Annotated in this window: 29 protein-coding genes; 18 read left to right on the top strand and 11 right to left on the bottom strand. The window is 66.3% G+C overall.

The annotated features are described in order from the left end of the window. Positions 1-34: 34 nt before the first annotated feature. Positions 35-307, bottom strand: a complete 273-nt coding sequence (locus tag ACW179_RS10235) for a BolA family protein (protein WP_492064190.1) — start codon at positions 305-307, stop codon at positions 35-37. A 58-nt stretch (positions 308-365) separates the two neighbouring features. On the opposite strand from ACW179_RS10235, the gene ACW179_RS10230 reads away from it, so the two are divergent. Next, positions 366-1,016, top strand: a complete 651-nt coding sequence (locus tag ACW179_RS10230; protein WP_492064189.1) for a J domain-containing protein — start codon at positions 366-368, stop codon at positions 1,014-1,016. Between the two features lie 87 nt (positions 1,017-1,103). Next, positions 1,104-1,541, top strand: a complete 438-nt coding sequence (locus ACW179_RS10225) for a hypothetical protein (protein ID WP_492064188.1) — start codon at positions 1,104-1,106, stop codon at positions 1,539-1,541. Position 1,542: 1 nt separating this feature from the next. On the opposite strand, the gene ACW179_RS10220 is transcribed toward ACW179_RS10225, so the two are convergent. Then, positions 1,543-2,262 carry a phosphatase PAP2 family protein gene (locus ACW179_RS10220; protein WP_492064187.1) on the bottom strand — a complete coding sequence of 240 codons (720 nt, stop codon included), beginning with the start codon at positions 2,260-2,262 and terminating at the stop codon, positions 1,543-1,545. Positions 2,263-2,467: 205 nt separating this feature from the next. Here ACW179_RS10220 and ACW179_RS10215 point away from each other — a divergent pair, with 205 nt between their 5' ends. The 3 genes from ACW179_RS10215 to ACW179_RS10205 all read left to right on the top strand — a co-directional run bounded on the left by ACW179_RS10215 (position 2,468) and on the right by ACW179_RS10205 (position 5,145). Next, on the top strand, positions 2,468-2,782 hold the full coding sequence (locus ACW179_RS10215; protein ID WP_492064186.1) for an RcnB family protein: 315 nt from the start codon (positions 2,468-2,470) through the stop codon (positions 2,780-2,782). Positions 2,783-2,858: 76 nt separating this feature from the next. Further along, positions 2,859-3,869, top strand: coding sequence for a cobaltochelatase subunit CobS (cobS, locus tag ACW179_RS10210; RefSeq protein ID WP_492064185.1), 1,011 nt, complete (start codon positions 2,859-2,861; stop codon positions 3,867-3,869). Positions 3,870-4,020: 151 nt separating this feature from the next. Then, positions 4,021-5,145, top strand: a complete 1,125-nt coding sequence (locus ACW179_RS10205) for an alpha/beta hydrolase (RefSeq protein ID WP_492064184.1) — start codon at positions 4,021-4,023, stop codon at positions 5,143-5,145. A gap of 183 nt (positions 5,146-5,328) precedes the next feature. On the opposite strand, the gene ACW179_RS10200 is transcribed toward ACW179_RS10205, so the two are convergent. Both ACW179_RS10200 and ACW179_RS10195 read right to left on the bottom strand, forming a co-directional pair. Next, positions 5,329-5,655: a HigA family addiction module antitoxin gene (locus ACW179_RS10200; protein ID WP_492064183.1), complete on the bottom strand. Its 327-nt coding sequence runs from the start codon at positions 5,653-5,655 to the stop codon at positions 5,329-5,331. Beyond that, positions 5,630-5,911: a type II toxin-antitoxin system RelE/ParE family toxin gene (locus ACW179_RS10195; RefSeq protein ID WP_492064289.1), complete on the bottom strand. Its 282-nt coding sequence runs from the start codon at positions 5,909-5,911 to the stop codon at positions 5,630-5,632. The genes ACW179_RS10200 and ACW179_RS10195 overlap by 26 nt, the downstream gene beginning before the upstream one ends. 191 nt (positions 5,912-6,102) lie before the next feature. Here ACW179_RS10195 and ACW179_RS10190 point away from each other — a divergent pair, with 191 nt between their 5' ends. Beyond that, positions 6,103-6,348 (top strand): DUF2188 domain-containing protein, encoded by a 246-nt coding sequence (locus tag ACW179_RS10190; RefSeq protein WP_492064182.1) that lies wholly within the window; start codon positions 6,103-6,105, stop codon positions 6,346-6,348. 87 nt (positions 6,349-6,435) lie between these two features. Beyond that, complete coding sequence (locus ACW179_RS10185) at positions 6,436-6,948, top strand: bactofilin family protein (protein ID WP_492064181.1); 513 nt, start codon at positions 6,436-6,438, stop codon at positions 6,946-6,948. Between the two features lie 225 nt (positions 6,949-7,173). Here ACW179_RS10185 and ACW179_RS10180 read toward each other — a convergent pair whose 3' ends face one another. Both ACW179_RS10180 and ACW179_RS10175 read right to left on the bottom strand, forming a co-directional pair. Then, positions 7,174-7,425, bottom strand: coding sequence for a hypothetical protein (locus ACW179_RS10180; RefSeq protein WP_492064180.1), 252 nt, complete (start codon positions 7,423-7,425; stop codon positions 7,174-7,176). Positions 7,426-7,657: 232 nt separating this feature from the next. Beyond that, positions 7,658-8,074 carry a hypothetical protein gene (locus ACW179_RS10175; protein ID WP_492064179.1) on the bottom strand — a complete coding sequence of 139 codons (417 nt, stop codon included), beginning with the start codon at positions 8,072-8,074 and terminating at the stop codon, positions 7,658-7,660. Positions 8,075-8,271: 197 nt separating this feature from the next. Between ACW179_RS10175 and ACW179_RS10170 the strand changes: the two genes are divergently transcribed. The 7 genes from ACW179_RS10170 (at position 8,272) to ACW179_RS10140 (ending at position 17,383) form a co-directional block, all read left to right on the top strand. Beyond that, the gene (locus ACW179_RS10170; RefSeq protein ID WP_492064178.1) at positions 8,272-8,739 is read left to right on the top strand and encodes a chemotaxis protein CheW; all 468 of its coding nucleotides are present in this window, start codon (positions 8,272-8,274) and stop codon (positions 8,737-8,739) included. A gap of 88 nt (positions 8,740-8,827) precedes the next feature. Then, positions 8,828-9,928 carry a Zn-dependent alcohol dehydrogenase gene (locus ACW179_RS10165; RefSeq protein ID WP_492064177.1) on the top strand — a complete coding sequence of 367 codons (1,101 nt, stop codon included), beginning with the start codon at positions 8,828-8,830 and terminating at the stop codon, positions 9,926-9,928. 178 nt (positions 9,929-10,106) lie between these two features. Beyond that, a complete protein-coding gene (locus ACW179_RS10160) occupies positions 10,107-10,523 on the top strand; it encodes a BlaI/MecI/CopY family transcriptional regulator (RefSeq protein ID WP_492064176.1) in 417 nt (138 codons plus the stop codon). Further along, positions 10,520-11,758: a M56 family metallopeptidase gene (locus ACW179_RS10155; protein ID WP_492064175.1), complete on the top strand. Its 1,239-nt coding sequence runs from the start codon at positions 10,520-10,522 to the stop codon at positions 11,756-11,758. The genes ACW179_RS10160 and ACW179_RS10155 overlap by 4 nt, the downstream gene beginning before the upstream one ends. Positions 11,759-11,988: 230 nt before the next feature. After that, complete coding sequence (locus ACW179_RS10150; protein WP_492064174.1) at positions 11,989-12,966, top strand: S41 family peptidase; 978 nt, start codon at positions 11,989-11,991, stop codon at positions 12,964-12,966. Positions 12,967-13,872: 906 nt separating this feature from the next. Then, positions 13,873-15,192 (top strand): M20/M25/M40 family metallo-hydrolase, encoded by a 1,320-nt coding sequence (locus ACW179_RS10145; RefSeq protein WP_492064173.1) that lies wholly within the window; start codon positions 13,873-13,875, stop codon positions 15,190-15,192. Positions 15,193-15,301: 109 nt separating this feature from the next. Then, entirely contained in the window at positions 15,302-17,383 is a 2,082-nt protein-coding gene (locus ACW179_RS10140; RefSeq protein WP_492064288.1) for a phosphocholine-specific phospholipase C, read from the top strand. Between the two features lie 20 nt (positions 17,384-17,403). Here ACW179_RS10140 and ACW179_RS10135 read toward each other — a convergent pair whose 3' ends face one another. From ACW179_RS10135 to ACW179_RS10125, 3 genes are all read right to left on the bottom strand, one after another. Further along, complete coding sequence (locus tag ACW179_RS10135) at positions 17,404-18,771, bottom strand: M23 family metallopeptidase (protein ID WP_492064172.1); 1,368 nt, start codon at positions 18,769-18,771, stop codon at positions 17,404-17,406. 229 nt (positions 18,772-19,000) lie between these two features. Continuing rightward, positions 19,001-19,696 carry a response regulator transcription factor CtrA gene (ctrA, locus tag ACW179_RS10130; protein WP_492064171.1) on the bottom strand — a complete coding sequence of 232 codons (696 nt, stop codon included), beginning with the start codon at positions 19,694-19,696 and terminating at the stop codon, positions 19,001-19,003. Between the two features lie 435 nt (positions 19,697-20,131). Next, positions 20,132-20,911 carry a LytTR family DNA-binding domain-containing protein gene (locus ACW179_RS10125; protein WP_492064170.1) on the bottom strand — a complete coding sequence of 260 codons (780 nt, stop codon included), beginning with the start codon at positions 20,909-20,911 and terminating at the stop codon, positions 20,132-20,134. A 119-nt stretch (positions 20,912-21,030) separates the two neighbouring features. On the opposite strand from ACW179_RS10125, the gene ACW179_RS10120 reads away from it, so the two are divergent. The 4 genes from ACW179_RS10120 to ACW179_RS10105 are packed head-to-tail and all read left to right on the top strand — an operon-like array spanning position 21,031 to position 24,889. Continuing rightward, positions 21,031-22,017 (top strand): alpha/beta hydrolase family protein, encoded by a 987-nt coding sequence (locus ACW179_RS10120; protein ID WP_492064169.1) that lies wholly within the window; start codon positions 21,031-21,033, stop codon positions 22,015-22,017. 57 nt (positions 22,018-22,074) lie between these two features. Next, positions 22,075-23,412 carry a flagellar protein export ATPase FliI gene (fliI, locus tag ACW179_RS10115; protein WP_492064168.1) on the top strand — a complete coding sequence of 446 codons (1,338 nt, stop codon included), beginning with the start codon at positions 22,075-22,077 and terminating at the stop codon, positions 23,410-23,412. Next, positions 23,409-23,828 (top strand): flagellar export protein FliJ, encoded by a 420-nt coding sequence (locus ACW179_RS10110; protein WP_492064167.1) that lies wholly within the window; start codon positions 23,409-23,411, stop codon positions 23,826-23,828. Before fliI ends, ACW179_RS10110 begins: the two co-directional genes overlap by 4 nt. After that, complete coding sequence (locus tag ACW179_RS10105; protein WP_492064166.1) at positions 23,828-24,889, top strand: endo-1,4-beta-xylanase; 1,062 nt, start codon at positions 23,828-23,830, stop codon at positions 24,887-24,889. Before ACW179_RS10110 ends, ACW179_RS10105 begins: the two co-directional genes overlap by 1 nt. Before the next feature lie 3 nt (positions 24,890-24,892). Here ACW179_RS10105 and ACW179_RS10100 read toward each other — a convergent pair whose 3' ends face one another. Both ACW179_RS10100 and ACW179_RS10095 read right to left on the bottom strand, forming a co-directional pair. After that, positions 24,893-25,267: a DUF4282 domain-containing protein gene (locus ACW179_RS10100; RefSeq protein ID WP_492064165.1), complete on the bottom strand. Its 375-nt coding sequence runs from the start codon at positions 25,265-25,267 to the stop codon at positions 24,893-24,895. A gap of 108 nt (positions 25,268-25,375) precedes the next feature. Further along, positions 25,376-25,747, bottom strand: a complete 372-nt coding sequence (locus ACW179_RS10095; protein ID WP_492064164.1) for a hypothetical protein — start codon at positions 25,745-25,747, stop codon at positions 25,376-25,378. Positions 25,748-25,779: the final 32 nt, after the last annotated feature.

Genomic DNA, 25,779 nt, shown 5'->3' with positions numbered 1-25,779 from the left:
GCCGGGCGCGCAAGCCCTCCCGCGCGGATCGGGCTCAGCTTTCGTCGGGTGCCGTCGCGCTGATCGACAGGGCGTGGACAGGGCCCGCCATCTCGGCGGCCAGGACCTGGTAGACCATGCGCTGGCGCATCACCCGGCCCTTGCCCGCAAAGGCCTGGGCCTCAATGACCAGGTTGAAGTGGCTCTCGCCGGCGCCGGTATGGCCGGCATGGCCGTGGTGGCGGTCACTGTCGTCGGTCAGCTCCAGCCTCACCGGCTGAAAAGCGGCTTCAAGCTTGCTGCGAATGATGTCGGATACGGTGCCCATGGCGTTCTCTCGCATGTCAATCCTTGAACGGAAATAGCGGTAGCTTACTCTAGGGCTCATGAGCCGTGAGTTTGAATACCGCCCGAAGTTTTTCGACATCCGCGTCCGCCCGCCCAAGGAGGGTGAGAGCGCGGCGCCGGACGTGCTTGGCCTGAAGCCTGGCGAGAAGCGTTGCGACCACCCCGACTGTCGCCTGGCCGGATCGGCCAAGGCGCCCAAGGCGCGCAACATGCCCAACGAGCACTACTGGTTCTGCCAGAAGCACGCGGCCGAATATAACAAGAACTGGAACTTCTTCGCCGGCATGAACGAGGCCCAGATCCGGTCCGAGCAGGAGATCGAGAAGGTCACCGGCGGTCGTCCGACCTGGAGCTTCAAGGCTGACAGCCGCTCGCGCGAGGCCGCCGCCATGGCCGCCCGCGACGCACGCCATATCGCCGACCCGTTCGGCCTGTTCCGGGCCCAGCAGCGCAAGGCCGAGGCCGACCGCGCCTCCGCCGACCGTCATCTGGGCAAGCTGGAGCGTCAGGCCCTGGGCGACCTCGATCTGGACGGTGCCGCAGACAGCGCGGCCATCAAGGTGCGCTACAAGGAATTGCTCAAGCGCTGCCACCCCGACGTCAATGGCGGCGACCGCAGCGCCGAGCACAAGCTGGCGCGCGTGATCAAGGCCTACAAGACGCTGAAAAAGGCCGGCCTTACGACCTGAGGGCTTGGCGCCTTGCGGCGTGGCGCGGCTATCGCCATTGTCCGCCGGCGTCCCCGGGGGGACAGGCGCGCAGGGACGATGACGACCATGACCGACCAAGACCGGGACGCCAGCCCTTCCGGTGCCCCAACGCCGGTAGTCCCGACCCCGTTCGGGATTCCGTGGAGCATCTGGTTCTGGGGCGGCCTGCTGTCGGTCGCCGGCGCCGCGTTCGCCCTGGTCCCGGCCCAGGCCGCTGCCTTGCTGCACGTCGCCCTGCCGCCCGGTGCCGAGCCCTGGGCGCGGATGTTCGGCCTGATCATGATCGGCTATTCGCTGGCCTATCATGTGGCCGGCTGGACCGGCGCGCGCACCTATATGCGGGCCTCGGTCACGCTGCGGCTGGCTTCGCCCGTGGCCATCGGCGCTCTGGTGTTGGCCGGTGCCCTGCCCAAGCCCTGGCTGGCCCTCGGTGCCCTGGACCTGGCCGGCGCCCTATGGACCGCGCTCGAACTCTCCTGGCGGCCCAAGCCCAAGGCCGGGTAACTCACCGCCGCCGCAGCCGCGTCCAGGCGAACGCCACCAGCCAGCAGGCCATGGCCCAGGCTGCGCCCACGCACCAGCCGGCCAGCACGTCACTGGCCCAGTGGACGCCCAGATAGATCCGGCTGAGACCCACCAGCAGCGACAGGAACACCGCCGACCCAAGGGCCAGGGCTTTGAGCCGCCGGCGCTCGGCGAACCGCGCGGCCAGGACGCCGAGGGTCAGGAATACCACGGCCGACATCATGGCGTGGCCCGACGGGAAGCTGGCATTGACCGCCTCGACCGCGCGATAGGCCAGGTCGGGCCGCTCGCGGCCAAACAGCGCCTTCAGGCCCTGGCTGATGCACAGGCCGCCGCCGGCCCCGACCAGCAGCAACACGCCCTCGCCCCAGCGGCGCAGGCAGGCCAGCACGCTGAAGGCCAGCAGGATCAGCAGACCCAGCACCGCCAGCGAGCCCAGAGCGGTCACGTCGATCGCCGCCACGTGCAGCCAGTCGGGCCCGATCAGTTCCCGCCCCTCGCCCGGCCGGCGCAGGGCATCGAGAATGGCCTGGTCGATGGCCCGGGTCTCGCCCTCGGCCACCTCGTCGGCGATGGCCAGAAAGGCCAGGACGCCCAGGGCCAGCACCAGCAGGGCGACGGTCGCCCCCAGCTCGCGGCGCGCGGTGGTCAGCAGGGCCGGCAGGTCGCGTCGGGGATCAAGGTTCAGCAAAGCCTTCATGCTGCCCCCAACGCTTGAAGGCCAAGCTTGGTGCCGGCGCCGGCCCCGACATTTCCCAACTGAAACATGAACCGTTGCGGTCGGTGCCCGTTCAGACCGGGTCCACATCGGCTTTCATAGGATGTGGTCATCGAAAAGGAGACCGCCATGAAGCGTCTTGCCATTACCGCTCTTGCCCTGTCGCTGCTGGCCGGAACCGCCGCCAATGCCGCCCCCCCAACGCCACGACGACCATCGCAACGATGGCCACAACGCGCAGAGCCGCCAGGATGATCGTCGCGACGATCGGCGTGAGTACCAGGCTGAACGCCGCAACGACCGTCGCGACGATCATCGCTGGGCCCGGGGTGAGCGCCTCGACACCCGCTATCGCGACAAACGCTACCATGTCAGCGACTATCGCCGCCACGGCCTGCGCGCCCCGCCGCGCGGCTATCGCTGGCAGCATGTTGACGACCGCTACCTGCTGACGGCCATAGCGACGGGCCTGATCGCCTCGGTGATCATCGCCAATCACTAAAAAGTCGATGGGAAGAGGGTGTCGCGGTGCGACGCCCTCTTCCCCTCCCCCACGTCAACCGGCTAATCGGGTAGCCATGCCCGAGTTCGCCGAAACCAGCTCCGCCGCCGATCCCCTGATCACCCTGGTCCCCGACAAGTGGGTGACGCTCCGCGACGCGTTCGGCGTCGACAGCGACATGAAGGTTCCAGCCTTCAGCCACCGCGACAGCCACGTGCCGGAGATCGACCCGTCCTACCGGTTCGACCCGCAGACGACCAAGGCCGTCTGCGCGGGCTTCGCCAATGACCGTCGCGTGATGGTCCAGGGCTATCACGGCACGGGCAAGTCGACCCACATCGAGCAGATCGCCGCGCGGCTGAACTGGCCGCTGGTGCGGGTGAACCTCGACAGCCACATCAGCCGCATCGACCTGGTCGGCAAGGACGCCATCGTCCTCAAAGAAGGCAAGCAGATCACCGAGTTCCGCGAAGGCATCCTGCCATGGTCGCTGCAGCGCCCCGTGGCCCTGGTGTTCGACGAATATGACGCCGGTCGTCCCGACGTGATGTTCGTGATCCAGCGCGTGCTCGAGGCCGGCGGCAAGCTGACCCTGCTGGACCAGAACCGCGTCATCCGCGCCAACCCCTATTTCCGGCTGTTCTCGACCACCAACACCATCGGTCTGGGCGACACCACCGGCCTCTATCACGGCACCCAGCAGATCAATCAAGGCCAGATGGACCGCTGGAGCATCGTCACGACGCTCAACTATCTGGAACACGACGTCGAGGCCGCCATCGTGCTGGCCAAGAACCCGTCCTACGACACCGTAGAGGGCAAGCGCACGATCTCGGCCATGGTCCGCGTGGCCGACATGACCCGCAACGCCTTCATGAACGGCGACATCTCCACCGTCATGAGCCCCCGCACCGTGATCACCTGGGCCCAGAACGCCGAGATCTTCGACCACGACATCGCCCTGTCGTTCCGCCTGACCTTCCTCAACAAGTGCGACGAACTTGAACGCCCCACCGTGGCCGAGTTCTTCCAGCGCGCGTTCGGGACGGATTTGCCGGAGTCAGCGGCGCGGGTGAAGGTGTCTTAGGGGCTTCGTCTCAGCGCGATTTCCAAACGCCCGTCTCGCAAGAGGCGGGCGTTTTGCTTTGGAGCCGGGGTTTAGGGGGGCTTAGATCGTTATCCGGCCACCTTTCGGACACCAAGGACCTCCAGCGTCTCTCTGAAATACGCGAGGGACTATGAACCGGATTTTGGCGGCGTGTTTGTCGATCGTCGTTGCAGCACTGGCGTCGGTGGCGGTCGCCGATCCCCTGACAATTGTCTCGGAGGCCTCCGTCGTCGAGCAGAACGCGACGCGGTTCATCGTCCACTCCGACCGACTGGCGCGCAATTACGAGGTAACTGTCCAACTTCCCAACGCCAAGGTCGCTATACCTGGACAGAAGCTGGCGGCGATCTATGCGCTCGACGGCGGCTACGGACTGGCTGGACCAAACAGCGTCTTTCTCAGCGCGCGGGCCATGATGGCACCGGCGATCGTTATCAGCCTCCGCCCCGCTCCGGGCCAACCGTCCTCCCGTAACGAGGACTTTACCCACCGCCCCTTCACCATGGACGGAAAGACCTCCGGCGGCGGGGGCGCTGCCTTTGAGGCGTTTCTGCTTCAGGATCTGAGGCCGTTCATCGAAGCGAAGTACCCAGCCGATCCGGCAGGCTCCGTGCTCTTCGGTCACTCGCTCGGCGGGGTGTTCGCCGCAAACGTGTTTGCGGGCAATCCCGACGCCTTCGCCGGTTACATCATTGGCAGCGTGGTGGTTCCGCGAGATCCAGGCCTGGTGGACTTGGTCGCCCAGGCGACGGCCAGGGCGCGTGGCCAAAGAGTCTTTCTGGCGGTTGGTGGAGCCGAGGACACTACAGAGGCCGAGAAGCGTGAAATGAAGCGAGGCTTCGCGGCCTTGGCCGCAGCGTTCAGGGCCAAACCTAGCGTGAGCTTACAAGCCAAAACCTATCCGGGCGAGAACCACATCTCCTACTATCCGAACATGATGCTCGATGGCTTTCGCTTCGTGCTCCCGCCCACTGTCCCGGTTGACTTGCCTTACGCGCCGTTGTCGCAAAGCAAGCTGGCACGCTACGTCGGCACCTATGCCTTGCCCGATGACCATACCCTGACCATCAAGCCGGGATTTGACACATACCTGTCAGCCCAACTGGATGACCAACCTGCGGTCTACTGGTTGCCGAACGGCGCTGACCGCTTCTACGCCTATACTGCTGACCTCGACGTAACCTTCGATCCACTCGGGCTGACCCTGACGGGGCGCGGCGTGAAGGTCCGCGCCGAACGTAAGCCTGCGCAATAGGCGCCCTGAAGCAAACGTGGGGGCATGACCGACAGGCTCATCAAGCGAAGCCGGCCGCGTTCACTGGGGGCGAACGTTCAGGTCACCCGCGCCAGCCCCTGCCGCTCCCGGCGACCATGTCTCGCGGGGAATATCGCAGGGCCACACAACTTACGATCACCGCGAACGATGAGCGTTGAGCCGCTAAGCCGCCCTCGGCGTGATCTTCGCCAACTCGGCGCCCATCTTCCGCTTCTGCTCCATCAGGTCGTAGCTGTTCTGCAAACGCAGAAAGAACCCCTCTGACAGACCCCAGTAGCGTGTAAGCCGCAGGTCGGTATCGGCGGTGACGACCCGCTTGCCCAGCACGATTTCGTTAATCCGGCGCGGTGGCACGCCGATGGCACGGGCCAGGGCGTTCTGGCTCATGCCGATGGGCTTGAGAAACTCTTCCAGCAGGATATCGCCGGCCGAGGGATTATGCAGCCAGTCGGCGGGGTCGATTTCAATGATAGTCGCAGATTTCGACATCGTAGGCGTGCCCATCGCTCCAACGGAAACAGATCCGCCATTGCTGGTTGATCCGGATCGAATACTGCCCCTCGCGATCTCCCGACAGGCTTTCCAGCCTGTTGCCGGGAGGCGAGAGAAGATCCTCCAGGTACTCAGCGGAATCCAGCGAACGAAGCTTGCGGAGCGCGCTCCGCTGGATATCCGAAGGCAGTCGGCGAGAGCGACCGCCTTGCCAGATCCGGTCGGTTTCACGGGCGGCAAAACCCTTGATCACCAGCAACAACCATAACGCATAACGTTATACGGGTCAAGATATAGCGGCATTGGTGGCCCCCGAGTGGTTGGAGCGCCAAATCTCTCATAGATTGCATAGATCGCAATACACCTCCGAAGGTATATTCCCCCGCCGGAACCACCACCGCCCTCGCCCCGTTCCTCCTCCACACCGCAGCAGGAACCCCCGCCATGACCCAGATCACCTATGACATCGCCGCGCATGACGGCGGCTGGGCCTATAAGCTGGGCGAGGTGTTCTCCGAGACCTATCCCACCCACGACGCCGCCCTGGCCGCCGCCCGGCGCGTGGCGGCCGAGCAGCAGGTCGCGGGCGAGACCACCGGCATCAGCTATGAAGACGCCAACGGCCAATGGCGCGAGGAGCTGTCACCAGGCGACGACCGGCCCGTGGCGACGGTGAGTGACAGGGCCTGACGCCCAGGCCACCAGAGCAAAGGCCCAGGGCGCGCATCTTGCTGACAAGAGTCTCGACGAGCCATTTCGAGACAAGGTCGCCCGCCGATGTTCGCCAAGAAAAAAGACACCTCCGTGCACCAGGCCATGGCGGCGCTGCCCCAGGCTGCGCCGACGCCACTGCCCCTGGCCACTCCAACTCCGGCCGCGCCGCCGCCGCGCCCCAAGCCCGCCTCGATGATCGCCCAGGGCGTCACCATCCATGGCAACGTGCTGGGCGACGGCGAACTGCACCTGGACTGCGTGGTGGTAGGCGATATCCGGGTCGGCAAGCTGATCCTTGGCCCCAACGCCAGGGTCGAGGGCGCAGTGGCCGCCCAGGCCATCGAGATCCACGGCCTGGTGAAGGGCGCCGTGACAGCCCAGGCCGTGCGCCTTTACGGCACCGCCCACGTCGAGGGCGACATCACCCATGAGCAACTGGCCATGGAGACCGGGGCCGACTTCCAGGGCCGCAGCCTGAAGTTCCAGCGCCAGGCCCCCGCCGCTCAACCCGCCGCCACGCCCACCGCGACGGCACCGGTGGACGCGCCATCGACGTTCAATATCATCCAGGCCTGACAACCGGACGACGCGCCGCCCATCGACGTCCCTCCGCCGTGGCGGGGACGACGGCGGAAGGGCGTCGCGGCTTGCCCGCCGTTGGTTTGGGGACGGTCCGGCGGGGGCGACTGGGCCTGCTTCCGAACCGTTGACGATCCGGACCCAGGCGAAGGCTTTCGACTAAAGCTACGGCCCCGCGGCCCGCGTGGATGCGCGCAAATGTCGCAGTGTTGGAAAAGTCGCTCAGCCTGCGGCATTGGCCATCTTGCGCAGCCGTCGCGCCAGGTCTTCGGGCCGGTCGGCGATCTGGTCGAACAGGGCCTGGACCTCGGCCTCGCGAAAGCCGGCCGCCCTCAGGGTGCGCCAGGCGCCGGCCAGAACCGCCTCGGCGATCTCCATCCGGTCCTCTGTCGCCCGGCCATGCTCGCCGCCCCCGGACAAGGCGCCCGAGAGGGCCGAACGAGAGGTTTGCACGGGCTGGCTGGCGATAGACATGGCGGGACCTCCGGAAGGGAGCTCCAAAATGTTCCTTTTTTGTTCTCATCGCAAGCGGAGTCCGCGCGGCGCATGAAAAAGCCCCGGAGCGGGGGCTCCGGGGCCTTGGCGAGGGTCAGCCGGGGGACCGTCCCTCGCACGACAGGACCGCAGTAATCCTGCCGCCGCCTGCGACCACCCGCTCACCGAGGGATCGCAAGAAGCTCATGAAATCAGAGACTTGAGCGGGTGCTTACCGGCAGACCGTGCGCTCATAGACCGCGCCGCTGCGACGGTCATAGTCGCGGGTGGTCCAGCAGTCGCGGCCATAGTCTTCGTAATAGGGCCGCGGCGCGTAGTCGTAGCCATAACCATACCCGTAGCCATAACGCGGGGGCGGCGGCGGCGGGGCGTAGCTGCGCACGCGGCGCGGGCGGTCATAGCGGTCGCTGTCGTCACTGGCGATGGCCGCGCCGATCGCCAGGCCGATGACCCCGGCGACGATGGCCGCGCCGGCGACGTCGCTGCCACGATCATGGTGGCGATTGTGGTGGCGATCATAGTGGCGACCGCGCGGGTCGGCCGAGGCAGCGCTGGCTGAGGCCACCATGGAGAGGGCGGCAAGGCCGGCGGCGACGCGACCGATGGTGGTGCTGATCTTGCGGGCCATGCCCTTTTCCCCTGTCCTGCCCCGTCGGTGACGGGGCGCTGAAACCTTGATCCCGACCTTGACGCCGGCTGGCTGAACCGAACCTGAACGAAAACATGGGGCTGGACGGCGCCGGTTTGTTCACCAATTGCGGGCAGGCTGCAAAGGTCAGGACCCCGCGCGAGCGCGATCCGACCGGTCAACAAGCGGAGACTTCCATGACCACCAGCGTGGCGTTCAAGTTGGGCGAAGCCCTTCAGGTCCTGTCGTTCGAGGTCGGGACCCAGACCTATTGCGTGCCGGTCAATTCGGTCCGCGAAATTCGCGGCGTCACCCCGCCGACCCAGCTGCCCGACGCCCCGCCCTATGTGCGCGGCGTAATCAATCTGCGCGGCCAGGTGATGCCGGTCATCGACCTGTCCGAGCGCCTGGGCAAGGGCGTCGCCGTCGATGGCCCCCGCCAGGTGATCATCGTCATCGAGAGCGGCAAGGACGTGGCTGGCCTGCTGGTCGACGCCGTCTGCGACAGCTTCACCGTCAATGCCGACCAGATCAACCTGCCGCCGTCGATGGGCGAAGACAATTCGCCCCTGGTCCTGGCCGTGATCACCTCTGACACCGGCATGACCGTGCTGCTGGCGGTGGACCAGATCATCCCCGAGCGCCCGGCCTCGCTGGCCGCCTGACGACCAAGGCAAACATTTGTTCAAATAGCCCTTCCGCTTAGCCCGGCCAGGGCGATAGTCTCCCGCCAAAACAAGCGGGAGAGAGCGAATGAAGGCGGCGGTACTGCGCGAGGTGGGCAAGCCCCTCCAGATCGAGACTGTGTCGATCAGCAAGCCGGGCCCGCGCGAGGTGCTGATCCGCACCAAGGCCGCCGGCGTCTGCCATTCCGACCTGCACTTCGTCGAAGGCTCCTATTCCCACGCCCTGCCCGCCGTGCTGGGCCATGAGAGCGCCGGCATCGTCGAGGCCATCGGCTCCGAAGTGCGCACGGTCAAGGTCGGCGACCACGTCATCACCTGCCTCAACCCCTATTGCGGCCACTGCGAGGTGTGCCTGACCGGGCACCTGAACCTGTGCATCAGCTCGGAAACCCGCCGCGCCAAGACCGACGAACCGCGCCTGTTCCGCGAGGATCTCTCAGGAGCCGGCGACACCAAGATGGCCCAGTTCCTGAACCTGTCGTCCTTCGCCGAGATGATGCTGGTGCACGAGCACGCCTGCGTCGCCATCCGCAAGGACATGCCGTTCGACCGCGCCGCCCTGATCGGCTGCTCGGTGCTCACAGGGGTGGGCGCCGTGACCCACACCTCCAATGTTCGCCCAGGCGAGACCGTGGCCGTGATCGGCTGCGGCGGGGTGGGCCTGGCGGCGGTCAATGGCGCAGCCATCGCCGGGGCCGGCCGGATCATCGCCATCGACCGCATGGCCTCCAAGCTGGAACTGGCCAAACAGTTCGGGGCGACAGACCTTATCGACGCCAGCGACGGCGACGTGGTCAAACAGGTGCAGGAGCTGACCGGCGGCGGCGTACATCACAGCTTCGAGGCCATCGGCCTGAAGGCCACCGCCGAACAGGCCTTCCGCATGCTGCGCCGGGGCGGCACGGCCAATGTCATCGGCATGATCCCGGTGGGCGTGAAGATCGAGCTGAACGGCTCCGACTTCCTGGGCGAAAAGCGCATCCAGGGCAGCTTCATGGGCTCCAACCGCTTCCCGGTCGACATGCCGCGTCTGGTCGATTTCTACATGTCGGGCAAGCTGAACCTGGACGCCATGATCTCGCGTCGCATCAAGCTGGAGGAGATCAACTCGGCATTTGACGAGCTCAAGCGGGGGGAATTGGCGCGGTCGGTGATCGTGTTTGACTGAGCGACTGCCTAGATCGTCAAGCGCCGAGCATGGCGTTTCGCGCCTCCTGGGCCTTGGCGTAAAGCGCTCTATGGCGGTCAATCGAGCGCTATCTCGTCTATCGAGGCGACAACAGCGATTGACTCGTACTAATTAGGTAGTACTACTTAATTAGTAGATATTGAGGGCGGCGGCAAGGATGCGGGACGCGCGCGCAGGGGGAGGTCCCCATCCGACCGAAGGCGAATTGGCGATATTGCGGGTGCTGTGGCGGGCTCGCCGGCCGACGTCGGTCCGCGAGGTCCACGCGGCTTTGTCAGACGCCAAGGACACTGCCTATACGACGGTGCTCAAGATGATGACGATCATGACCGAGAAGGGCCTCGTACGCAGGGACGAGTCGGCCAAGCGCCACCTTTACGCGGCCGTCTATCCAGAACCGGTCGTGCAATCCGCGCTGTTGAAGGATCTCATGAAGCGCGTCTTTTCGGGCTCGGCGGTGCAACTGGTTCAAAGTGCGCTGGCGAGCGAGACCGCAAGCGAGGAAGATCTTGATGCGATCGCCGAAATGATCGCCGACGCAAGGTCCGCGCGGCTGAGGAAAGATCAGGCATGATCTGGGACCTTTCGCATGCGGGGGCCGCCTTGGAGGCGACTCTGACGGCTTCCATTTGGCAGGGGCTCTTGATCGCCCTGCTGGCGGCCCCGACCCTGGCCGCGCTGGAACGCGGCAGCGCCAGAACGCGGCACGCCGTCGCGCTCGTCTTCCTTCTGGCCATGCCTCTGTGGGCTGGCGTCACCCTGGCCTGCAACCTCTTGGCGCCCCCGGGCGCACTGTCGGCGAGCGGCTTGACCCTTTCCGGCGTAAGATTGCCGGTTGAACTGCGCTGGCTGTGGCTTGGCGGCGTCGCGTTCAATGCGATCCGCCTCGCGGGCGGATGGCTGGGATTGCGGGATTTGGAGCGTAGTTTCGCTCAGCCCCTGCCCGTGGAATGGCGCCGCCGCGTCGAAGAGTTGAGGCGTGCGCTCGGCGTTCACCGTGAGATCGCGGTCCGCCTGGTGTCAATGGGGGCTCCCTGCACGGCGCGGGTGTTGCGACCGGTGATCTGGCTGCCCGTCACCCTGTTCGCCCGCCTGACGCCCGAGCAGATCGAAGCCGTCCTCGCTCACGAATTGGCGCATATCCGGCGGCTCGATTGGGTGTGGAGCCAACTGCAGTGGTTTGTCGAAACGGTGATGTTCTATCATCCGGCCGTCTGGTGGCTGAGCGGACGCATCCGCATTGAGCGCGAAAACGCTTGCGACGATCTCGCGGCCGAGGCGGTCGGAGACGCTTTGATCGTCGCCGAAGCGCTCAACGTCCTCGAGAGACTGCGGGCCCCGATCCCAGCGCTCGCCTTGGCGGCCCGAGGCGGCAAGACGCTTGGACGCGTGGCTCGCTTGCTGCGCTCCGCCCCAAGGCCCGACTTGCCGTGGCGAGCCCCACTAGGCGTCATGATTGCCGCAAGCGCCGCCGCTGTCTTGGCCCTCCATCTGACGCCGGCGATTGCGACCTCCGCCGCGCCACCGCCAGCCGCTTCGCCCGGGCTCGAGATCGCGGGTTCAAAATCCTACACGCTCGCAACTCGCCCGACGAAGACGCTGTCGAGATCAGGCCGCGCCAGGCTGGAAACGCCATCGCTGCCAGTGCTCGCCGCGCCGTCGCCGCCACCAGTTTCTGCTTTTGCAGCACCTGCGCCGCCCCCGATCCCCGCACTTGCCGCACCCGCGCCGCCGCCGGTTCCTGCCTTAAGGGCGCCTCCGCCTCCAGCCCTTCCCCCGCCGCCCCCAGCACCCGATTCAGCGGCCTAGCTGAGGCGACCTCGGCCGCACCAGGCCAGGTTTAGGGAGCCAAGCCAACACGTGGCCTCACGGAGAGACCGCGTCGGCCCGCGCTGCACGCCCCAATGTCCTAATCAATTAGTAGATGGAGGTCCAAGATGAGATATGCCCTTTCCGCACTCATGATCTGCGCTCTCGCTTTCCCAGCCGCCGCCGCCCCCTCATCGACAGACATCGTCACGGCGGCCGACCGCGAGGTCGTGGTCCAGGCGCTTGGACGAGAGCTTCGCGCCCGCTATGTCTTCCCCGACGTGGCGGGGGCGACGGAAAAACGCCTCCTCAACCGGCTGGCGCAAGGCGCCTACGCCAGTGACGCCACAGTGGCGGCCTTTGCTGACCACCTGACCCGAGACGTGAGAGAGTTCGCGGCCGATCGCCATCTGCAGGTGACGTTCGCTCCCGATTTCACCCCGCCGCCGTCGTCGCAAGGCCTGACCGCCCAGGAAGCCTTCGATACGCGCGCGGCCATGGCTCAGGACGCCTACGGCATCCGGCGTGTACAGCGGCTCCCGGGGAATGTCGGCTATCTCGACATTCGGGGCTTCTTTCCAGCGGAGTTCGCAGCGCCCGCGATCGACGCCGCCGTCCGGCTGCTCGACGGCAGCGACGCCCTGATCATAGACCTGCGTCGCAACCGTGGCGGCTTTCCCGACGGCGTACGCCACCTGCTCAGTCACTTCTTCGCTGAGCAGGATTCCAGGCACTTGAACGATATCTACGATCGGCGAGATGGATCCACGCGCACCTACTGGACCGAACCTTCCGCCAGCCCGCGCTATACCCGTCCGATCTATGTTCTGACCTCGCATGAAACATTCTCAGGCGGAGAGGAGTGCGCCTATGATCTGCAGGCGCAGAAGCGCGCTGTCGTGGTCGGCGAGACAACCGGAGGAGGTGCCAATCCCGGTAACCTCCAGCTGATCGCCAAAGGTTTTGTCGCCTTCATTCCCAATCGCCGATCGATCAATCCCGTCACCAAGACGAACTGGGAGCACGTGGGGGTCACGCCCAACCTGTCCGTGCCCGCGTCCGACGCCATGCGGACGGCTTATAGTGAGGCGCTGAAGGGATTGATCAACGCCTCCGGTAATGAAGAAGAGCGCAAGGACCTGGGCGACACCCTCGCCAGGGTCCAGGCGGGTGGCGTCGACCTGCCCGTCTACACGCCGGGGAATTGAGTTCCGAGCCGCATAGGCGACGCGGATCTCACGAGAATCGCGTCGCCACTTCATCCGCAAGAGTATGCCCAGACTGGGTCCGGCCAGCCTACAGATCCGGGTGTGATTTCAAAGTCTGCTGATGTTGGCGCAAACTCGACATGGCCACCACCCTCTATCCCCGTGCCCGCACGGGGATAGGCCCGCCCGCGCCCAACGATTTCAACGCCCTCCCCCCGCCCCCCAGCGTCACGATCGAAAATCGACGCAGCCCCCCGCGAACCTCCGGCATAATCACTCTCGCCCCACCACTGGGGAGGCCGTCCAGCTGGCGACCTGACGGGTGGTGGGGGCGGTTGAGCGGGTCGCGCCCGTCGGCCGTCGTCGAGGGCCCGCTGGGGTCTGGCGGAGCGGAGCGGTCCTGCGGGGGCTGTCCGTGTCGAGGCCAGGCCCGGACCACCGGGAGTTACCTTCGGCGACGCCCGCACGAGCGCTCCAGGCGCGGGCTGAAATCGCTCGCGCGGTCCAGGCGGGATCGCTGTCCTGCCTGCCCGCCCTCTCTTCGCATTTTTGGGGCCTCTGATCGGAAGCGGGTTAAAACCCCGCGCCCCGAAGGCTTTCGTCCGCCAGCCGCGCGGAGCGCTCCGGCTCAGGCCGAAACGGTACTCCTCTACAAACCCCTCCGGGCCTGGCCCGGACGCTCCGCCGCCTCCCCAACTTGCCGCTCAAACCGGCGAGGATGCGAAACTGCATCTGCAAGGTGTCACAGGATGACACTTCGAAGGCCTCCCCAGAGCATTTCCCGATCCGACTGGATCGGTGAAAGGCTCTAGTCTTTTGTTTTAACGCATTTTCTGACGACGAACCGGCGTCCACTTCGTCTGAAAATGCTTTAGGCTCCTCCCGCCAGTCAGGGATTCTCGCCGCATGCCCCACCTCCTTCGCCGCTCCGTTTCGCTGATCGCCGTCGCGGCGGCGCTGGTCGCAGCCCCCGCCCTGGCCGCGCCCGCCGCCGCCCAGGGCAAGGCCGACCATGGCAAGACGGTCGGCAGGATCGTTGCCTCCAAGCCCTTCAAGGCGGCCGTCGCCAAGCTCGACGCCGACTTCGACCGCACCGTGGCCGACATCGTCACCCTGACCGAAATCCCCGCCCCGCCGTTCAAGGAAGAGGCGCGCGCAAAAGCCTATCTGGAGATGCTCAAGGCCCACGGCCTGAGCGATGTGACCATGGACGCCGAGGGCAATGTCATGGGCGTGCGGCCCGGCACGGCGACCAAGGGCAAGGGGCCGTTCGTGGTCATGGCCGCCCACCTCGACACCGTCTTTCCCGAAGGCACGGATGTGAAGGTTCGGCGTGAGGGCACCAAACTGATGGCTCCCGGCATCGGCGACGACACCCGCTCGCTGGCCACCCTGCTGGCCTATGTGCGGGCGATGGACGCGGCCGGCATCAAGACCAAAAGCGACATCCTGTTTGTCGGCAATGTGGGCGAGGAAGGCCCCGGCGACCTGCGCGGCGTGCGCTATCTGTTCAACAAGGGCCCCTATAAGGGCCAGATCACCGCCTTCTTCTCGATGGACGGTTCCGACCCCGCCCGCATCGTCGATGCGGGCACGGGCTCCAAGCGCTATCACGTCACCTTCAAGGGCCCGGGCGGCCACAGCTACGGCGCGTTCGGCACGGTCAATCCGATGGCTGCCATGGCCAGGAGCGTGGTCGATCTCTATGCGATCGAGACGCCCAAGAGCCCCAAGACCACCTATTCGGCCAGCGTCACGGGTGGCGGCACCTCGGTCAATTCGATCCCCAATGAGGTGTTCATGCAGTTCGACATGCGCTCGGAAAGCGCCGCCGAACTGGCAAAACTGGACAAGACCCTGCTGGGCATTCTCGACGCCGCCGTAGCGGCCGAAAACGCGGCCCGCGACACCAAATTCGGCAAGATCACCCTGGATCCCAAGGTGATCGGCGAGCGTCCAGCCGGCTCGACTCCGGCCGAGGCCGACATCGTCGGCCTGACGGGCGCGGCGATCACGGCGCTGGGCTTCACGCCCGAGCATGGCGCCTCGTCCACCGACTCCAACCTGCCCATGAGTCTGGGCATCCCCGCCGTGACCATCGGCTCGGGCGGCAAGGCGGGCCGCGCCCATGCTCTGGACGAATGGATCGACGTGGAGAAGGCCGAGAGCCTCAAGGGCATGCAGGTGGGCCTGGCGGCCCTGCTGGCTGTGGCCGGGGTGGATTAGATTTTCAGGGTGAGGCGGACTGTCACGCCAGCGCCATACAGGGGCAGTATCTGGTCCAGACCAAGCAGGACCGAGGTTTCCCGTGCACTCGATTGACCGTCGCCATCTGATGTTGTCGGCGGTCGGGGCCCTGGCGGCCCACCCCGCCATCGCCCGCGCCATGGCGATCGACGCCGACGTCCGACGCGGGACCCTGCAGGATGTCGAGCACGTGGTGATCCTGATGCAGGAGAACCGCTCGTTCGATCACTATTTCGGAAGCCTGAACGGGGTTCGGGGTTTTGCAGACCGCTTTCCAATCCCCGTCGCCGATATCGCCGGCCGCAAGGGCAAGACGGTCTGGACCCAGGCCAATGGAAAGTCAGCCGATGGCCCGCCGCTGATCTCGCCCTTTCCGCTCAACAGCGCCCAGACCTTCGCCCACATGCGGGTGGAGGGCACGCCCCACAGCTGGCCTGATGCCCAGTATGCCTGGGATCAGGGCCGCATGGACCGCTGGCCCGAGAGCAAGCACGCCCACGCCATGGGCTATTTCCGGCGCGAGGACATCCCGTTCCAGTACGCCCTGGCCGACGGCTTCACCCTCTGCGACGCCTATCACTGCGCTACCCAGACCGGCACCAACACCAACCGCCTGTTCCTGTGGAGCGGGACCAATGATCCGGCCGGCCGCGACGGCGGGCCTTCGATCTCCAACTCGCATGACGATTTCGCCACCAAGGGCGGCGCGGCCGAGGGCTATCGCTGGAGCACCTATGCCGAGCGCCTGCTGGCCGCCGGGATCACCTGGCGCGTCTATCAGGACATGGACGACAACTTCACCGACAACCCGATGGCCGGCTTTCAGCGCTTTCGCGACAGCCATGCCCAGGTTCCCGGCGCGGATCCGCGTCTGGCGGAACTGGGCCTGTCGACCCGCAAGCTGGACGGCCTGCGCGAGGATGTGCTGAACGGGACCCTGCCGCAGGTTTCCTATCTCGTGGCTCCCGCCGCCGATTCCGAGCATCCCGGGCCGTCGAGCCCCGCCCAGGGCGCCGACTACACCGCCCGGGTGCTGGACGCCCTGACCGCCAATCCCAAGGTCTGGGCGCGAACGGTGCTGCTGGTGATGTTCGACGAGAACGACGGCTTTTTCGATCACGTGCCGCCGCCCGCCCCGCCCTCGCACGATCCGGCCAGGCCCGGTGCCGTGCTGGGCGGCTCGACCGTCGATACGGCGGCCGAGTATCATCAGGTCCGCAATCCCACCGAGGCCAAGGACGAGCGCGACGACCTGATGGGCCGCCCCTATGGCTTGGGGCCGCGCGTGCCGCTGTATGTGATCTCGCCCTGGAGCCGGGGCGGCTGGGTCAACAGCCAGGTGTTCGACCACACCTCGGTGATCCGCTTCCTGGAAAAGCGCTTCGGGGTGATGGAGCCCAACATTTCGCCGTGGCGGCGCGCGGTCTGCGGCGACCTGACCAGCGCCTTTGACTTCCGTACCCCCAATGACAAACCCTTCGTCGAGGGCCTGCCCGCGACCCTGGACGACGCTCGCCGCGCCGGAGCCCTGCCGGGACGCACAACGCCGCCGACACCGGCCTTGCCGCAGGTTCCCATCCAGGCCAGCGGAGTCCGCCTGTCGCGCGCCCTGCCCTATGCGCCGTCGGTGGTCGAAACGGTCCGCGACAGCGCGCTCGGACTGGCCCTGGGCACGGACGGTCAGGCGGCCGTCGTGCTGCATGCCTATGATCGTCTGCGCCTCGACCTGCCGCCGCGCCGCTATACGCTCGAACCGGGCAAGCCGCTGAACGACGCCTGGCCGGACGGGGCCTATGACCTATGGCTGCTGGGGCCCAACGGCTTCCATCGCCATCTGGTCGGCAGCCAGCCAGGAGGCGATCCCGTTGTCGAGGCCACCTGCAGCGGGCGCAAGCTGACCCTGGTCCTGCGGAACGACGGATCGCTGACCCGGCGCATGACCGTAACCTCGCAAGGCGACGGCACCGTTTGGCAGGCTGAGCTTAAGCCGGGTCAGGCCATCCGGCGCGCCTGGTCCTTTGCATCGGCAGGCGGATGGTACGACCTGACCGTACGCATCGACGCAGAGGCCGGCTATCTGCGGCGCCTGGCCGGTCGTCTGGAAACCGGGGCCGACTCGTTCACCGATCCCCTGATGGGCGGTCCGGCGATCATGCAGAGCCTGAGCTGAGGTCGGCCGCCTACAGCGGCTTAACGAAGCTTCGGCGCCGCGCCGGTCTTCAACTCGGCCAGGGCCAGCTTGGGCGTGTCGGCGCTGGCCGTGACCACGCCGCCGTCGGCCAGCATGCGGTCGATCTGGGACTTCTTGGACCTGAACGCCGCCAGCTCGCTGCCGGTCAGGATCGTGCCTTGCGGGACCTTGGCCCCGATCGGGTTGACCCGCTGACCGTTCAACCAAACCTCATAGTGCAGGTGCGGACCGGTCGACATGCCGGTGGAGCCGACATAGGCCACGACCTGCCCCTGACGGACACGGGTTCCGGCCCGTACGCCCGGCGCATAGCGCGAGATGTGGGCATAGCCGGTGTCCCACTGGCCGGCGTGGCGGATGCGCAGCCAGTTGCCATAGCCGGCCCAACGGCGGGCCTCCACAACCACGCCATCGCCGGCCGCCAGGATCGGCGTGCCTGTGCCCGCGCCGAAGTCCACGCCCTTGTGGGCGCGGTTGAAGCCCAGGATCGGATGGCGGCGAGCGCCGAAGGTCGAGGTGATCCGCGCGCCGTCCACCGGGGTGCGCAGCAGGAAGCCCTTGATGTTCTTGCCGGTCTCATCGAAGAACTGCGGCTTGCCGTCGCGCTCGAAACCGTAGAAGCGCTGGCCCTTGACCTCGGCATAGTCCAGGTCACCGGCCTCGATGGTGCGGCCGCTTTCGGTGACCTTGCGGCCGAACACCAGGCAGAAGCGGTCGCCGTCATGGATATCGCGCGAGAAGTCGATCTTGTGCGAAAACAGCTTGGCCGCCTGGCTGATCACCGCCGGGGTGCCGCCCACATTGGCCACGCTCTCATAGAACGAGCCGTCCATTTCGCCGCAGGCCACCTTGGTCTCGTCGCGGACCTCCTCCTCAAACTCCCGCAGCTTCAGCGCGCCGTCGAAGGTGCGCGAGACGGTGATGGTCGAGGAGGGGCTGGTGCGCATCGACAGGCCGATTAGGCGCGCCGGGCCCCTCTGGCTGCGGCGCTGGGCGATGGCGGCCTCGAAGGCCATGCCGGCCTTGATGTTGACGGTGTCCATGGCGCCCTGAAGCGTGGCCACCACCTGGCGGGCGTCGTTGGCGGTGACGCCGGCGCGCTGCACGGCGCCTTCCAGGGTCTCGCCGGGGCGAACCTTGACGGGGATATTCTGGGGACGGTCAAAGCCTGGCTGGGCCTCGGCGCCGGCAAAGGCCACATGCTGCAAGGCCGCCATCGAGGCGGGGTCCAGCGGGGCTTTTTCAGGAGTCTGGACGTCGGCTGTCGTCAGCTTCCAGCCCAGGCCCAGAGCGGCCAGGCCAGCGACTGCGGTCAGAAGCCGGGGCGCCAGACGGAGCGTCCGGCGTCGCGGGTCAAATTCCTGCATCGGTCCCCCTACGGTTTCGATGCCGCGATGGATCAAGCGACATGTCCGGGCGCCCCCCAGCATGATCGGAGCGGAACATGGCCACAGAGCCCGCAGACAGCAAGCACTATTCGGTGCTTCGGGCCTTTTGTCACGGCCGGTGTCAGATCAGCCAAGCCCATGACCAACAAAGAAAAACGCCCGCCTTTGAGAGGCGGGCGTCTTCCGAAGTCTGACGGGTTCGTCGCCCTTAGGCGGCGTTGACCTGCTCATTCGGGTCGCGCAGCACATAGCCGCGGCCCCAGACGGTTTCGATGTGGTGCTTGCCCTGGGCCGAAGCCGCCAGCTTCTTGCGCAGCTTGCAGATGAACACGTCGATGATCTTCAGTTCCGGCTCGTCCATGCCGCCATACAGGTGGTTGAGGAACATTTCCTTGGTCAGGGTCGTGCCCTTACGCAGGGAAAGCAGCTCCAGCATCTGGTATTCCTTGCCGGTCAGGTGAACGCGGTTGCTGTTCACTTCCACCGTCTTGGCGTCCAGATTGACCACGATGTCGCCGGTCTTGATGACCGACTGGGCGTGACCCTTCGAACGACGGACCACGGCGTGGATACGCGCGATCATCTCGTCCTTGTGGAAGGGCTTGGTCATGTAGTCGTCGGCGCCGCCCGAGAAGGTCTTGACCTTCGTGTCGATTTCCGACGAACCCGACAGGATCATGATCGGCGTGTTCACCTTCGCAACCCGCAGGGTGCGCAGAACATCCAGGCCGCTCATGTCAGGCAGGTTCAGGTCCAGCAGGATGAGATCGTAGTCGTAGATCTTCCCCAGATCCACGCCTTCTTCGCCAAGATCCGTCGTATAGACGTTGAAGCCTTCAGACTTCAGCATCAGTTCGATGGTCTGCGCCGTTGCGCTGTCATCCTCGATCAACAGTACGCGCATGAGCCCCTCCACGCCACTCGGTGGCGTTATTCGACGTCTTGGCGGAAGCCGCCTGATTAACCCTGGCTGCACTTTGCAGGCGAGTTAATTTAAGACTGGTTAATGGTGAATGATCTCGTTGGCTGAATGGTTAATCTGATTTGCGAATCGGGTGCAAGCTGTCGCTGAGTCGCAGCGCAAATTCATCGGGCCCAACTTTGGTGCCCGACAAAGCGGCTTCTGCTGGGTCGTGAAATCAGCAAACCCAGTCGCTGCGCCGACTATTCCGCAGGCCAGGTCCTTGGCGAGAGCGCGACCGGAAGCGGGCAAAAAAGCCCTGTTGCGGCGTTCTGTCGCTAAGGTTCTGATGAGACCCGTAGTCCGCCGCAAGCTCCCCCCGGCAGAGCCCCGTGACACAGCGCTCGTGAGACTTCGCTCGTGACAGGGGGTCGCCGGTCATCGCTCCGGCGGCAGCCATCCGACCTCCCGAAGCCGGGCGACCGAGGCACGGGACACCGGCGCGCGCACGCCATTGACAAGCAGGAGCCGGAGATTGCGCCCCTCGGCCTCGATCCCGACCACTGCCGAGCGGGCCACCCACCATGAGCGATGGACCCGCATACCCTCGCGGTCGTCAAAACGCGCGATCACCCGCTCGAACGGTCCGGCCACAAGCCGCGAACCGGTCGCACTGTGGATGCGCACATAGTGGTCCTCCATCCGCAGGCACAGCACCTCGCCCGAGGCCAGCGGCTCGACGACCTGAACCTTGGCCGGCACGCGTGACTGGCCCGAGCCGTCGGCGGCCCGCCGCCTCACGCGCAGCAGATAGTAGCCAACAACAATCGGCGTCGAGGTCGCCACGCACTGGCCATACCACTGCAAGCCCGACACCAGGTGCTGCAGGTCCGGCCAGATCGCGATCGCGACCCAGCGCGTCAGCGGACCCTGGATCAGCGAGCCCAGCAGGATCACGACAGGAACCACCGACCAGTCCGGGGAACCGAACCGGCGAGCCTGGCCGACCAGCAAACGGGTCAGGACGCCGAACAACAGCATCCCGCAGAGGATGCTGCCCGTCCAATAACCGATCCGCAGCCATGGCCCGCCGTTCAGATAGCTGCCGAACGGCCCCATCAGACCCAGCAGCACACCGATCGCAACGGCCACGGCAAGATCCGTCGCCCATTCCCGGACGGTCCCCCTCAGCGGCGCTTTTTCGATCTCAGCGAACATGGCCGACTTATAGCGACCGTTCGCCCGGTCGCGAACCCGTTCGCCCGTTCGCGAAAGTGGGATGGCGAGCGGATGCCGTGCAGCGCATCAGCAAGGCCTCACAGCCATTGAGGACCTGCATGTCGCTTCGTCATCCCTTCGCCACTCTCGCCTTCGCCGCCGGACTGTGCGCTTCGCCAGCCCTGGCGGCCAATGCCGGCTTCATGGTCGTGCAGGCCGCCGATCCGTTGGGTGCCTTGATCACGGTCGGCGTCTGGTACCCCACCGACGCCCCTGCCCAGCCGATGGCCCTTGGCATCGCAAACCAGACCGTGGCCCCCGGCGCGCCGTTGAGGGGCGATCACCTGCCGCTGATCGTGATGTCGCACGGCAATGGCGGCTTCTTCGGCAGCCATGCCGACACCGCCCAGGCCCTGGCCGAAGCGGGCTTTGTTGTCGCGGCCCTGACCCATACCGGTGACAACTATCAGGACCAGAGCAAGGCCACCGACATGGCCAACCGCCCCCGCCAGCTGTCGCTGGTCATCGACTACATGACGGCCAACTGGCCGATGAGAGCCGCCCTTGATCCCAACCGGGTGGGCGCGTTCGGGTTCTCGTCGGGTGGCTTCACAGTGCTGGCAGCGGCCGGCGGCAAGCCCGACCTGTCGCGGGTCCTGGAACATTGCCGGGTCCATCCCGACTATTTCGACTGCAAGCTGACGGCGTCTCGCCCGGCTCCCGTCAGCACCGTGTTGCCGACCTGGACCCACGATGTGCGCATCAAGGCCGTGGTCTCGGCGGCACCCGCCCTGGGCTATACCTTCCGCGACATGAGCAAGCTGAGCCTGCCCGTGCAGCTGTGGCGCGCCGCTGACGACGAGATCCTTCCCGATCCGGACTACGCCTCAGCGGTGAAATCCGCCCTACCCAGACCGCCCGAGTATCACGTTGTCGCCGGCGCCGGGCATTTCGACTTTCTGACGCCCTGCAACGCCCAGGGACAGACAGCCGCCGCCGCGATCTGCGCCAGCGCCCCAGGCTTTGACCGTGCGGCGTTCCACCACACCTTCAACGCGTCGGTTACGACGTTTTTCACTGCCAACCTGCCCCTAACACATCCCTAATTTCACAGCTGGTTAACGCACTCGGTCGAGGATGAAACCTCACCTTAGAGAGCTGATTTGCGTAGCCTGATCGCCGCCGTCGAACGTATCGATCCGCTGACCGTCTCGGGTCGGGTGGCCGCCGTAAACGGCCTCCTGATCGAGGCGCGCGGCGGCCTGACGCGGCTGGCGATCGGAGCCCGCGTCGAGATCGACCGTCTGGGTGCCAAGCCCCTGCCCGCTGAAGTGGTGGGCTTTCGCGAAACCCGCGCCCTGCTGATGCCGTTCGGCCCCGTCGAGGGCGTAGCCCCCGGCGCCGAGATCCGCATCCAGCCCGAAGGCGCCAGCGTGCGTCCCACCAAGGCGTGGCTGGGCCGCATCATCAACGCCTTTGGCGAGCCCATCGACGGGCTTGGCCCCCTGCCCCAGGGCGAAGTGCCCTACCCCTTGAAGACCCCGCCTCCACCGGCCCATGCGCGCGGCCGGGTCGGCGAGCGCCTGGACCTGGGCGTGCGGTCGATGAATGTCTTCACCACCACCTGCCGGGGCCAGCGCCTGGGCATCTTCGCCGGTTCCGGCGTCGGCAAGTCGGTGCTGCTCTCCATGCTCGCAAAAGAAGCCACCTGCGACGCGGTCGTGGTGGGGCTGATCGGCGAACGGGGCCGCGAAGTGCGCGAATTCATCGAGGAAACCCTGGGCGAAGAGGGCCTCAAGCGCGCCATCGTCGTGGTCGCCACCTCGGACGAGCCGGCTCTGACCCGCCGCCAGGCCGCCTACATGACCCTGGCGGTCAGCGAATATTTGCGCGACCAGGACCTGGAAGTGCTGTGCCTGATGGACTCGGTCACCCGCTTTGCGATGGCCCAGCGCGAGATCGGCCTGGCCGCCGGCGAACCGCCGACCACCAAGGGCTACACGCCGACCGTCTTCACCGAACTGCCCAAGCTTCTGGAGCGCGCTGGCCCGGGACCGATCCGGCCTGACGGCACTGTGGCGGCCCCGATCACCGCCCTCTTCACCGTGCTGGTCGACGGCGACGACCACAACGAGCCGATCGCCGACGCCACGCGCGGTATTCTTGATGGCCACATCGTCATGGAGCGGGCCATCGCCGAGCGTGGCCGCTTCCCGGCGATCAATGTGCTCAAGTCGATCAGCCGCACCATGCCGGGCTGCCAGTACGAGCACGAGCGACAGATCGTCAAAGGCGCCCGTCAGGTCATGGCCGCCTACGCCAACATGGAAGAGCTGATCCGTATCGGCGCCTATCGCGCGGGGGCCGACCCGATCGTCGACCGGGCCATTCGCCTGAACCCCGCCATCGAAGAGTTCCTCAGCCAGGACAAGGACGAGGCCACCAGCCTCGACGACTCGTTCGGACACCTGGCCAGTATCCTTGAAAGTGACCACGCATGACCAAGTGGGCCGCCTCCCTGATCCGCATCTCGACCCACGAGGTCGAGACCCTGCAAAAGCGGCTGGCCGACATCGTCGAGCGCCGCATGGCCGCCGAACTGCGCGTGGCCATGCTGGACGCCGAGGCCGAGGCCGAGGCCCGTCAGGCCGAGAACGACGCGGGTTCCGGCTGGTACATGATCGGCTACCGCGAGGGCTCCAAGCGCCGTCGCGCCGAGATGGTGGTGCAGATCGAGCAGGCCGAGATCGAGGAACAGGGCGCGCGCGACGCCCTTTCCCAGGCCTTCGAGGCGCTCAAGAAGTACGAGCATGTGGCGCAGGCCGCCAAGGTGGCCCAGCGCAAAAAGGCGGGACAACTGGAAACGGCGGCCCTGGACGAGCTGGGCCTGCGACGCTCGGCGATGGGCGGCCGCTGATGCCCCTGCCGGGCCTGGACCGCCGCGCTGTCCTGGGCTCGGCCCTGGCCCTGACCGCCTGTGGCCCCAAGGCCGCCAGCCAACCGGCGCCGGTCAACGCGCCGCCCCTGAAGACGGTGGCCTCCTTTCCCGTCGGAACCTGCGCCCAGGCCGTCAATCTGGATGATCCGGCCTGGACCGCCATTGCCCTGGACCAGGTCGGCCAGCTGACGCCCGAATGGCAGATGAAGATGGAATACATCGTCCAGCCGGACGGGTCTTTCCGCTTCGACGCCCCCGACCGTCTTGCGGCCTGGTGCCAGAGTCACGGCCTGGGCCTGCTGGGCCACACCCTGATCTGGTACGCCCAGGTTCCCGACGCCTTTGCAAAACTGGATGAGGGCCGGATCAGTTTCGAGCAGGCCTATATCAACTACATCCTGGCCGTCGCCGGTCGTTATCGCGGCAAGGTGGTGGGCTGGGACGTGGTCAATGAGGCGGTGGCCGAAGACGGCGAAGGCTGGCGCGACAGCCTGTGGTCGCAACGCCTGGGCGACTTCGAGCACATCGCCCTGGCCTATCGCACGGCGCGGCAGGCCGATCCCGACGCCGCCCTGCTGCTGAATGACTACAATCTCGAATACAATCCCAAGAAGCGCGCCACCTTCCTGAAGCTGGCCGAGCGGCTGCTGGCCTCGGGCGCGCCGCTGACAGGGCTGGGAACCCAGATGCACGTGGCCGCCGACATCCCGCGTGGCCAGATCACCACCATGATGCGCGACCTGGCCAGCCTGGGCCTGCCGGTTCATGTGTCAGAGCTGGATGTGTCGATCGTCCGCGCCAAGGGCTGGATGACCTCGCGCGCCGACCTCGAGCGGCGGCAGCTGGAAACCTATGTCGAGACCGCAGAGGCCTTCATGGCCCTGCCCGCCCGCCAGCGCTGGGCTTTCACGGTTTGGGGCCTGCGCGACAACCAGTCCTGGCTGAAACGCGAAAACGCCGCCGATACGCCCAACCTGTTCGACGGCCAGGACCGCGCCAAGCCGGCCTTGGCGGCGCTGGCGAAGGTGTTTGCGGGTTAGGGCTTAACCCTCGCGCGGGGCCCGCGAACGGTACGCGGCGTGGTCGGCGTCGCTGGTCTGGCGCAGGGCGCGCAGGTCTTCGCTGATGCGGAAGATCGCCACATAGAATTCGCAGAACGCCCGCCAAAGTAGCACCATGGCCCCGGCCACCAGCAGGCCGGCGATCAGCACGGGGAAGGCCAGCAGCAGCGATTGCAGGCCCGGCTCCTTCAGCGCCAGCCCGACGGCTGCGCCCATGACGGAGAAGGCGAACAGGGCCACCACGCCCAGGCCTGCCCAATAGATCAGGTGAATCACCGGACCCGTCACGAGGCGGTCAAAGGTCAGCAGGTCCCAGAACAGGCCGCCGCTGGAATTGGCTTTCTTGACCGAAGACATACGACACACCCGAAGTCGGCGAGAACCGCCCTAACCGGCGCATCGCTATCAGCGCGAAGCCCGCTCGGCAATGCCGAGCGGGCCATACAGTCCGCCGTCGAAAAGCCGCTACTGCGGCTTGGCCCCGGCAAGGGTCGCGTCGATCTGGGCCTTGGTCGCTGTCGTGGTGACGCCGTCGGGCGTAGTGGCCAGACTGGCTGACGGCAGGGCGAACTTCACGTCGCCGCTGGTGATCACGACATTGATCGAGCCGTCGGCGGCCACGCTGGTTCCCGAGATCGTGCCGACGATCACGCCGGCGGCGTCCTTCACTTCGGTCCCGGCCTTGAAGTCGGTGGCGACGGTGGCCGAGCTGGGCGTGGCCGCAGCGTCAGCGCTGGGGGACGCGGCCGGTGTGGTGGTCTTGGGTGCCTGTTGAGCAAGCGCAGCGCCGGCAAACGTCAGGGATGCGGCGGCGAGGTAGGCAAGTTTGGTAGTCATGGTGACGCTCCGTCGATGTCGGTATTGCCCCG

The sequence above is a fragment of the Caulobacter sp. AVps18 genome (assembly GCF_058681425.1).
Note: the sequence above shows the minus strand (reverse complement) of the source record. Positions and strands in the feature narration are given on the sequence as shown.

Excerpts from the sequence above, each read along its gene's own strand:
- ACW179_RS10160 (WP_492064176.1), top strand. The coding sequence starts at position 10,107 with ATGCGGGACGCGCGCGCAGGGGGAGGTCCCCATCCGACCGAAGGCGAA.
- ACW179_RS10230 (WP_492064189.1), top strand. The coding sequence starts at position 366 with ATGAGCCGTGAGTTTGAATACCGCCCGAAGTTTTTCGACATCCGCGTC.
- ACW179_RS10235 (WP_492064190.1), bottom strand. The coding sequence starts at position 307 with ATGGGCACCGTATCCGACATCATTCGCAGCAAGCTTGAAGCCGCTTTT.
- ACW179_RS10225 (WP_492064188.1), top strand. The coding sequence starts at position 1,104 with ATGACCGACCAAGACCGGGACGCCAGCCCTTCCGGTGCCCCAACGCCG.
- ACW179_RS10145 (WP_492064173.1), top strand. The coding sequence starts at position 13,873 with ATGCCCCACCTCCTTCGCCGCTCCGTTTCGCTGATCGCCGTCGCGGCG.
- ACW179_RS10100 (WP_492064165.1), bottom strand. The coding sequence starts at position 25,267 with ATGTCTTCGGTCAAGAAAGCCAATTCCAGCGGCGGCCTGTTCTGGGAC.
- ACW179_RS10200 (WP_492064183.1), bottom strand. The coding sequence starts at position 5,655 with ATGTCGAAATCTGCGACTATCATTGAAATCGACCCCGCCGACTGGCTG.
- ACW179_RS10135 (WP_492064172.1), bottom strand. The coding sequence starts at position 18,771 with ATGCAGGAATTTGACCCGCGACGCCGGACGCTCCGTCTGGCGCCCCGG.
- ACW179_RS10095 (WP_492064164.1), bottom strand. The coding sequence starts at position 25,747 with ATGACTACCAAACTTGCCTACCTCGCCGCCGCATCCCTGACGTTTGCC.
- ACW179_RS10205 (WP_492064184.1), top strand. The coding sequence starts at position 4,021 with ATGAACCGGATTTTGGCGGCGTGTTTGTCGATCGTCGTTGCAGCACTG.
- cobS (WP_492064185.1), top strand. The coding sequence starts at position 2,859 with ATGCCCGAGTTCGCCGAAACCAGCTCCGCCGCCGATCCCCTGATCACC.
- ACW179_RS10165 (WP_492064177.1), top strand. The coding sequence starts at position 8,828 with ATGAAGGCGGCGGTACTGCGCGAGGTGGGCAAGCCCCTCCAGATCGAG.
- ACW179_RS10110 (WP_492064167.1), top strand. The coding sequence starts at position 23,409 with ATGACCAAGTGGGCCGCCTCCCTGATCCGCATCTCGACCCACGAGGTC.
- ctrA (WP_492064171.1), bottom strand. The coding sequence starts at position 19,696 with ATGCGCGTACTGTTGATCGAGGATGACAGCGCAACGGCGCAGACCATC.
- ACW179_RS10120 (WP_492064169.1), top strand. The coding sequence starts at position 21,031 with ATGTCGCTTCGTCATCCCTTCGCCACTCTCGCCTTCGCCGCCGGACTG.
- ACW179_RS10220 (WP_492064187.1), bottom strand. The coding sequence starts at position 2,262 with ATGAAGGCTTTGCTGAACCTTGATCCCCGACGCGACCTGCCGGCCCTG.
- ACW179_RS10185 (WP_492064181.1), top strand. The coding sequence starts at position 6,436 with ATGTTCGCCAAGAAAAAAGACACCTCCGTGCACCAGGCCATGGCGGCG.
- ACW179_RS10170 (WP_492064178.1), top strand. The coding sequence starts at position 8,272 with ATGACCACCAGCGTGGCGTTCAAGTTGGGCGAAGCCCTTCAGGTCCTG.
- ACW179_RS10105 (WP_492064166.1), top strand. The coding sequence starts at position 23,828 with ATGCCCCTGCCGGGCCTGGACCGCCGCGCTGTCCTGGGCTCGGCCCTG.
- ACW179_RS10180 (WP_492064180.1), bottom strand. The coding sequence starts at position 7,425 with ATGTCTATCGCCAGCCAGCCCGTGCAAACCTCTCGTTCGGCCCTCTCG.
- ACW179_RS10190 (WP_492064182.1), top strand. The coding sequence starts at position 6,103 with ATGACCCAGATCACCTATGACATCGCCGCGCATGACGGCGGCTGGGCC.
- ACW179_RS10215 (WP_492064186.1), top strand. The coding sequence starts at position 2,468 with ATGCCGCCCCCCCAACGCCACGACGACCATCGCAACGATGGCCACAAC.
- ACW179_RS10125 (WP_492064170.1), bottom strand. The coding sequence starts at position 20,911 with ATGTTCGCTGAGATCGAAAAAGCGCCGCTGAGGGGGACCGTCCGGGAA.
- ACW179_RS10175 (WP_492064179.1), bottom strand. The coding sequence starts at position 8,074 with ATGGCCCGCAAGATCAGCACCACCATCGGTCGCGTCGCCGCCGGCCTT.
- ACW179_RS10140 (WP_492064288.1), top strand. The coding sequence starts at position 15,302 with ATGTTGTCGGCGGTCGGGGCCCTGGCGGCCCACCCCGCCATCGCCCGC.
- ACW179_RS10155 (WP_492064175.1), top strand. The coding sequence starts at position 10,520 with ATGATCTGGGACCTTTCGCATGCGGGGGCCGCCTTGGAGGCGACTCTG.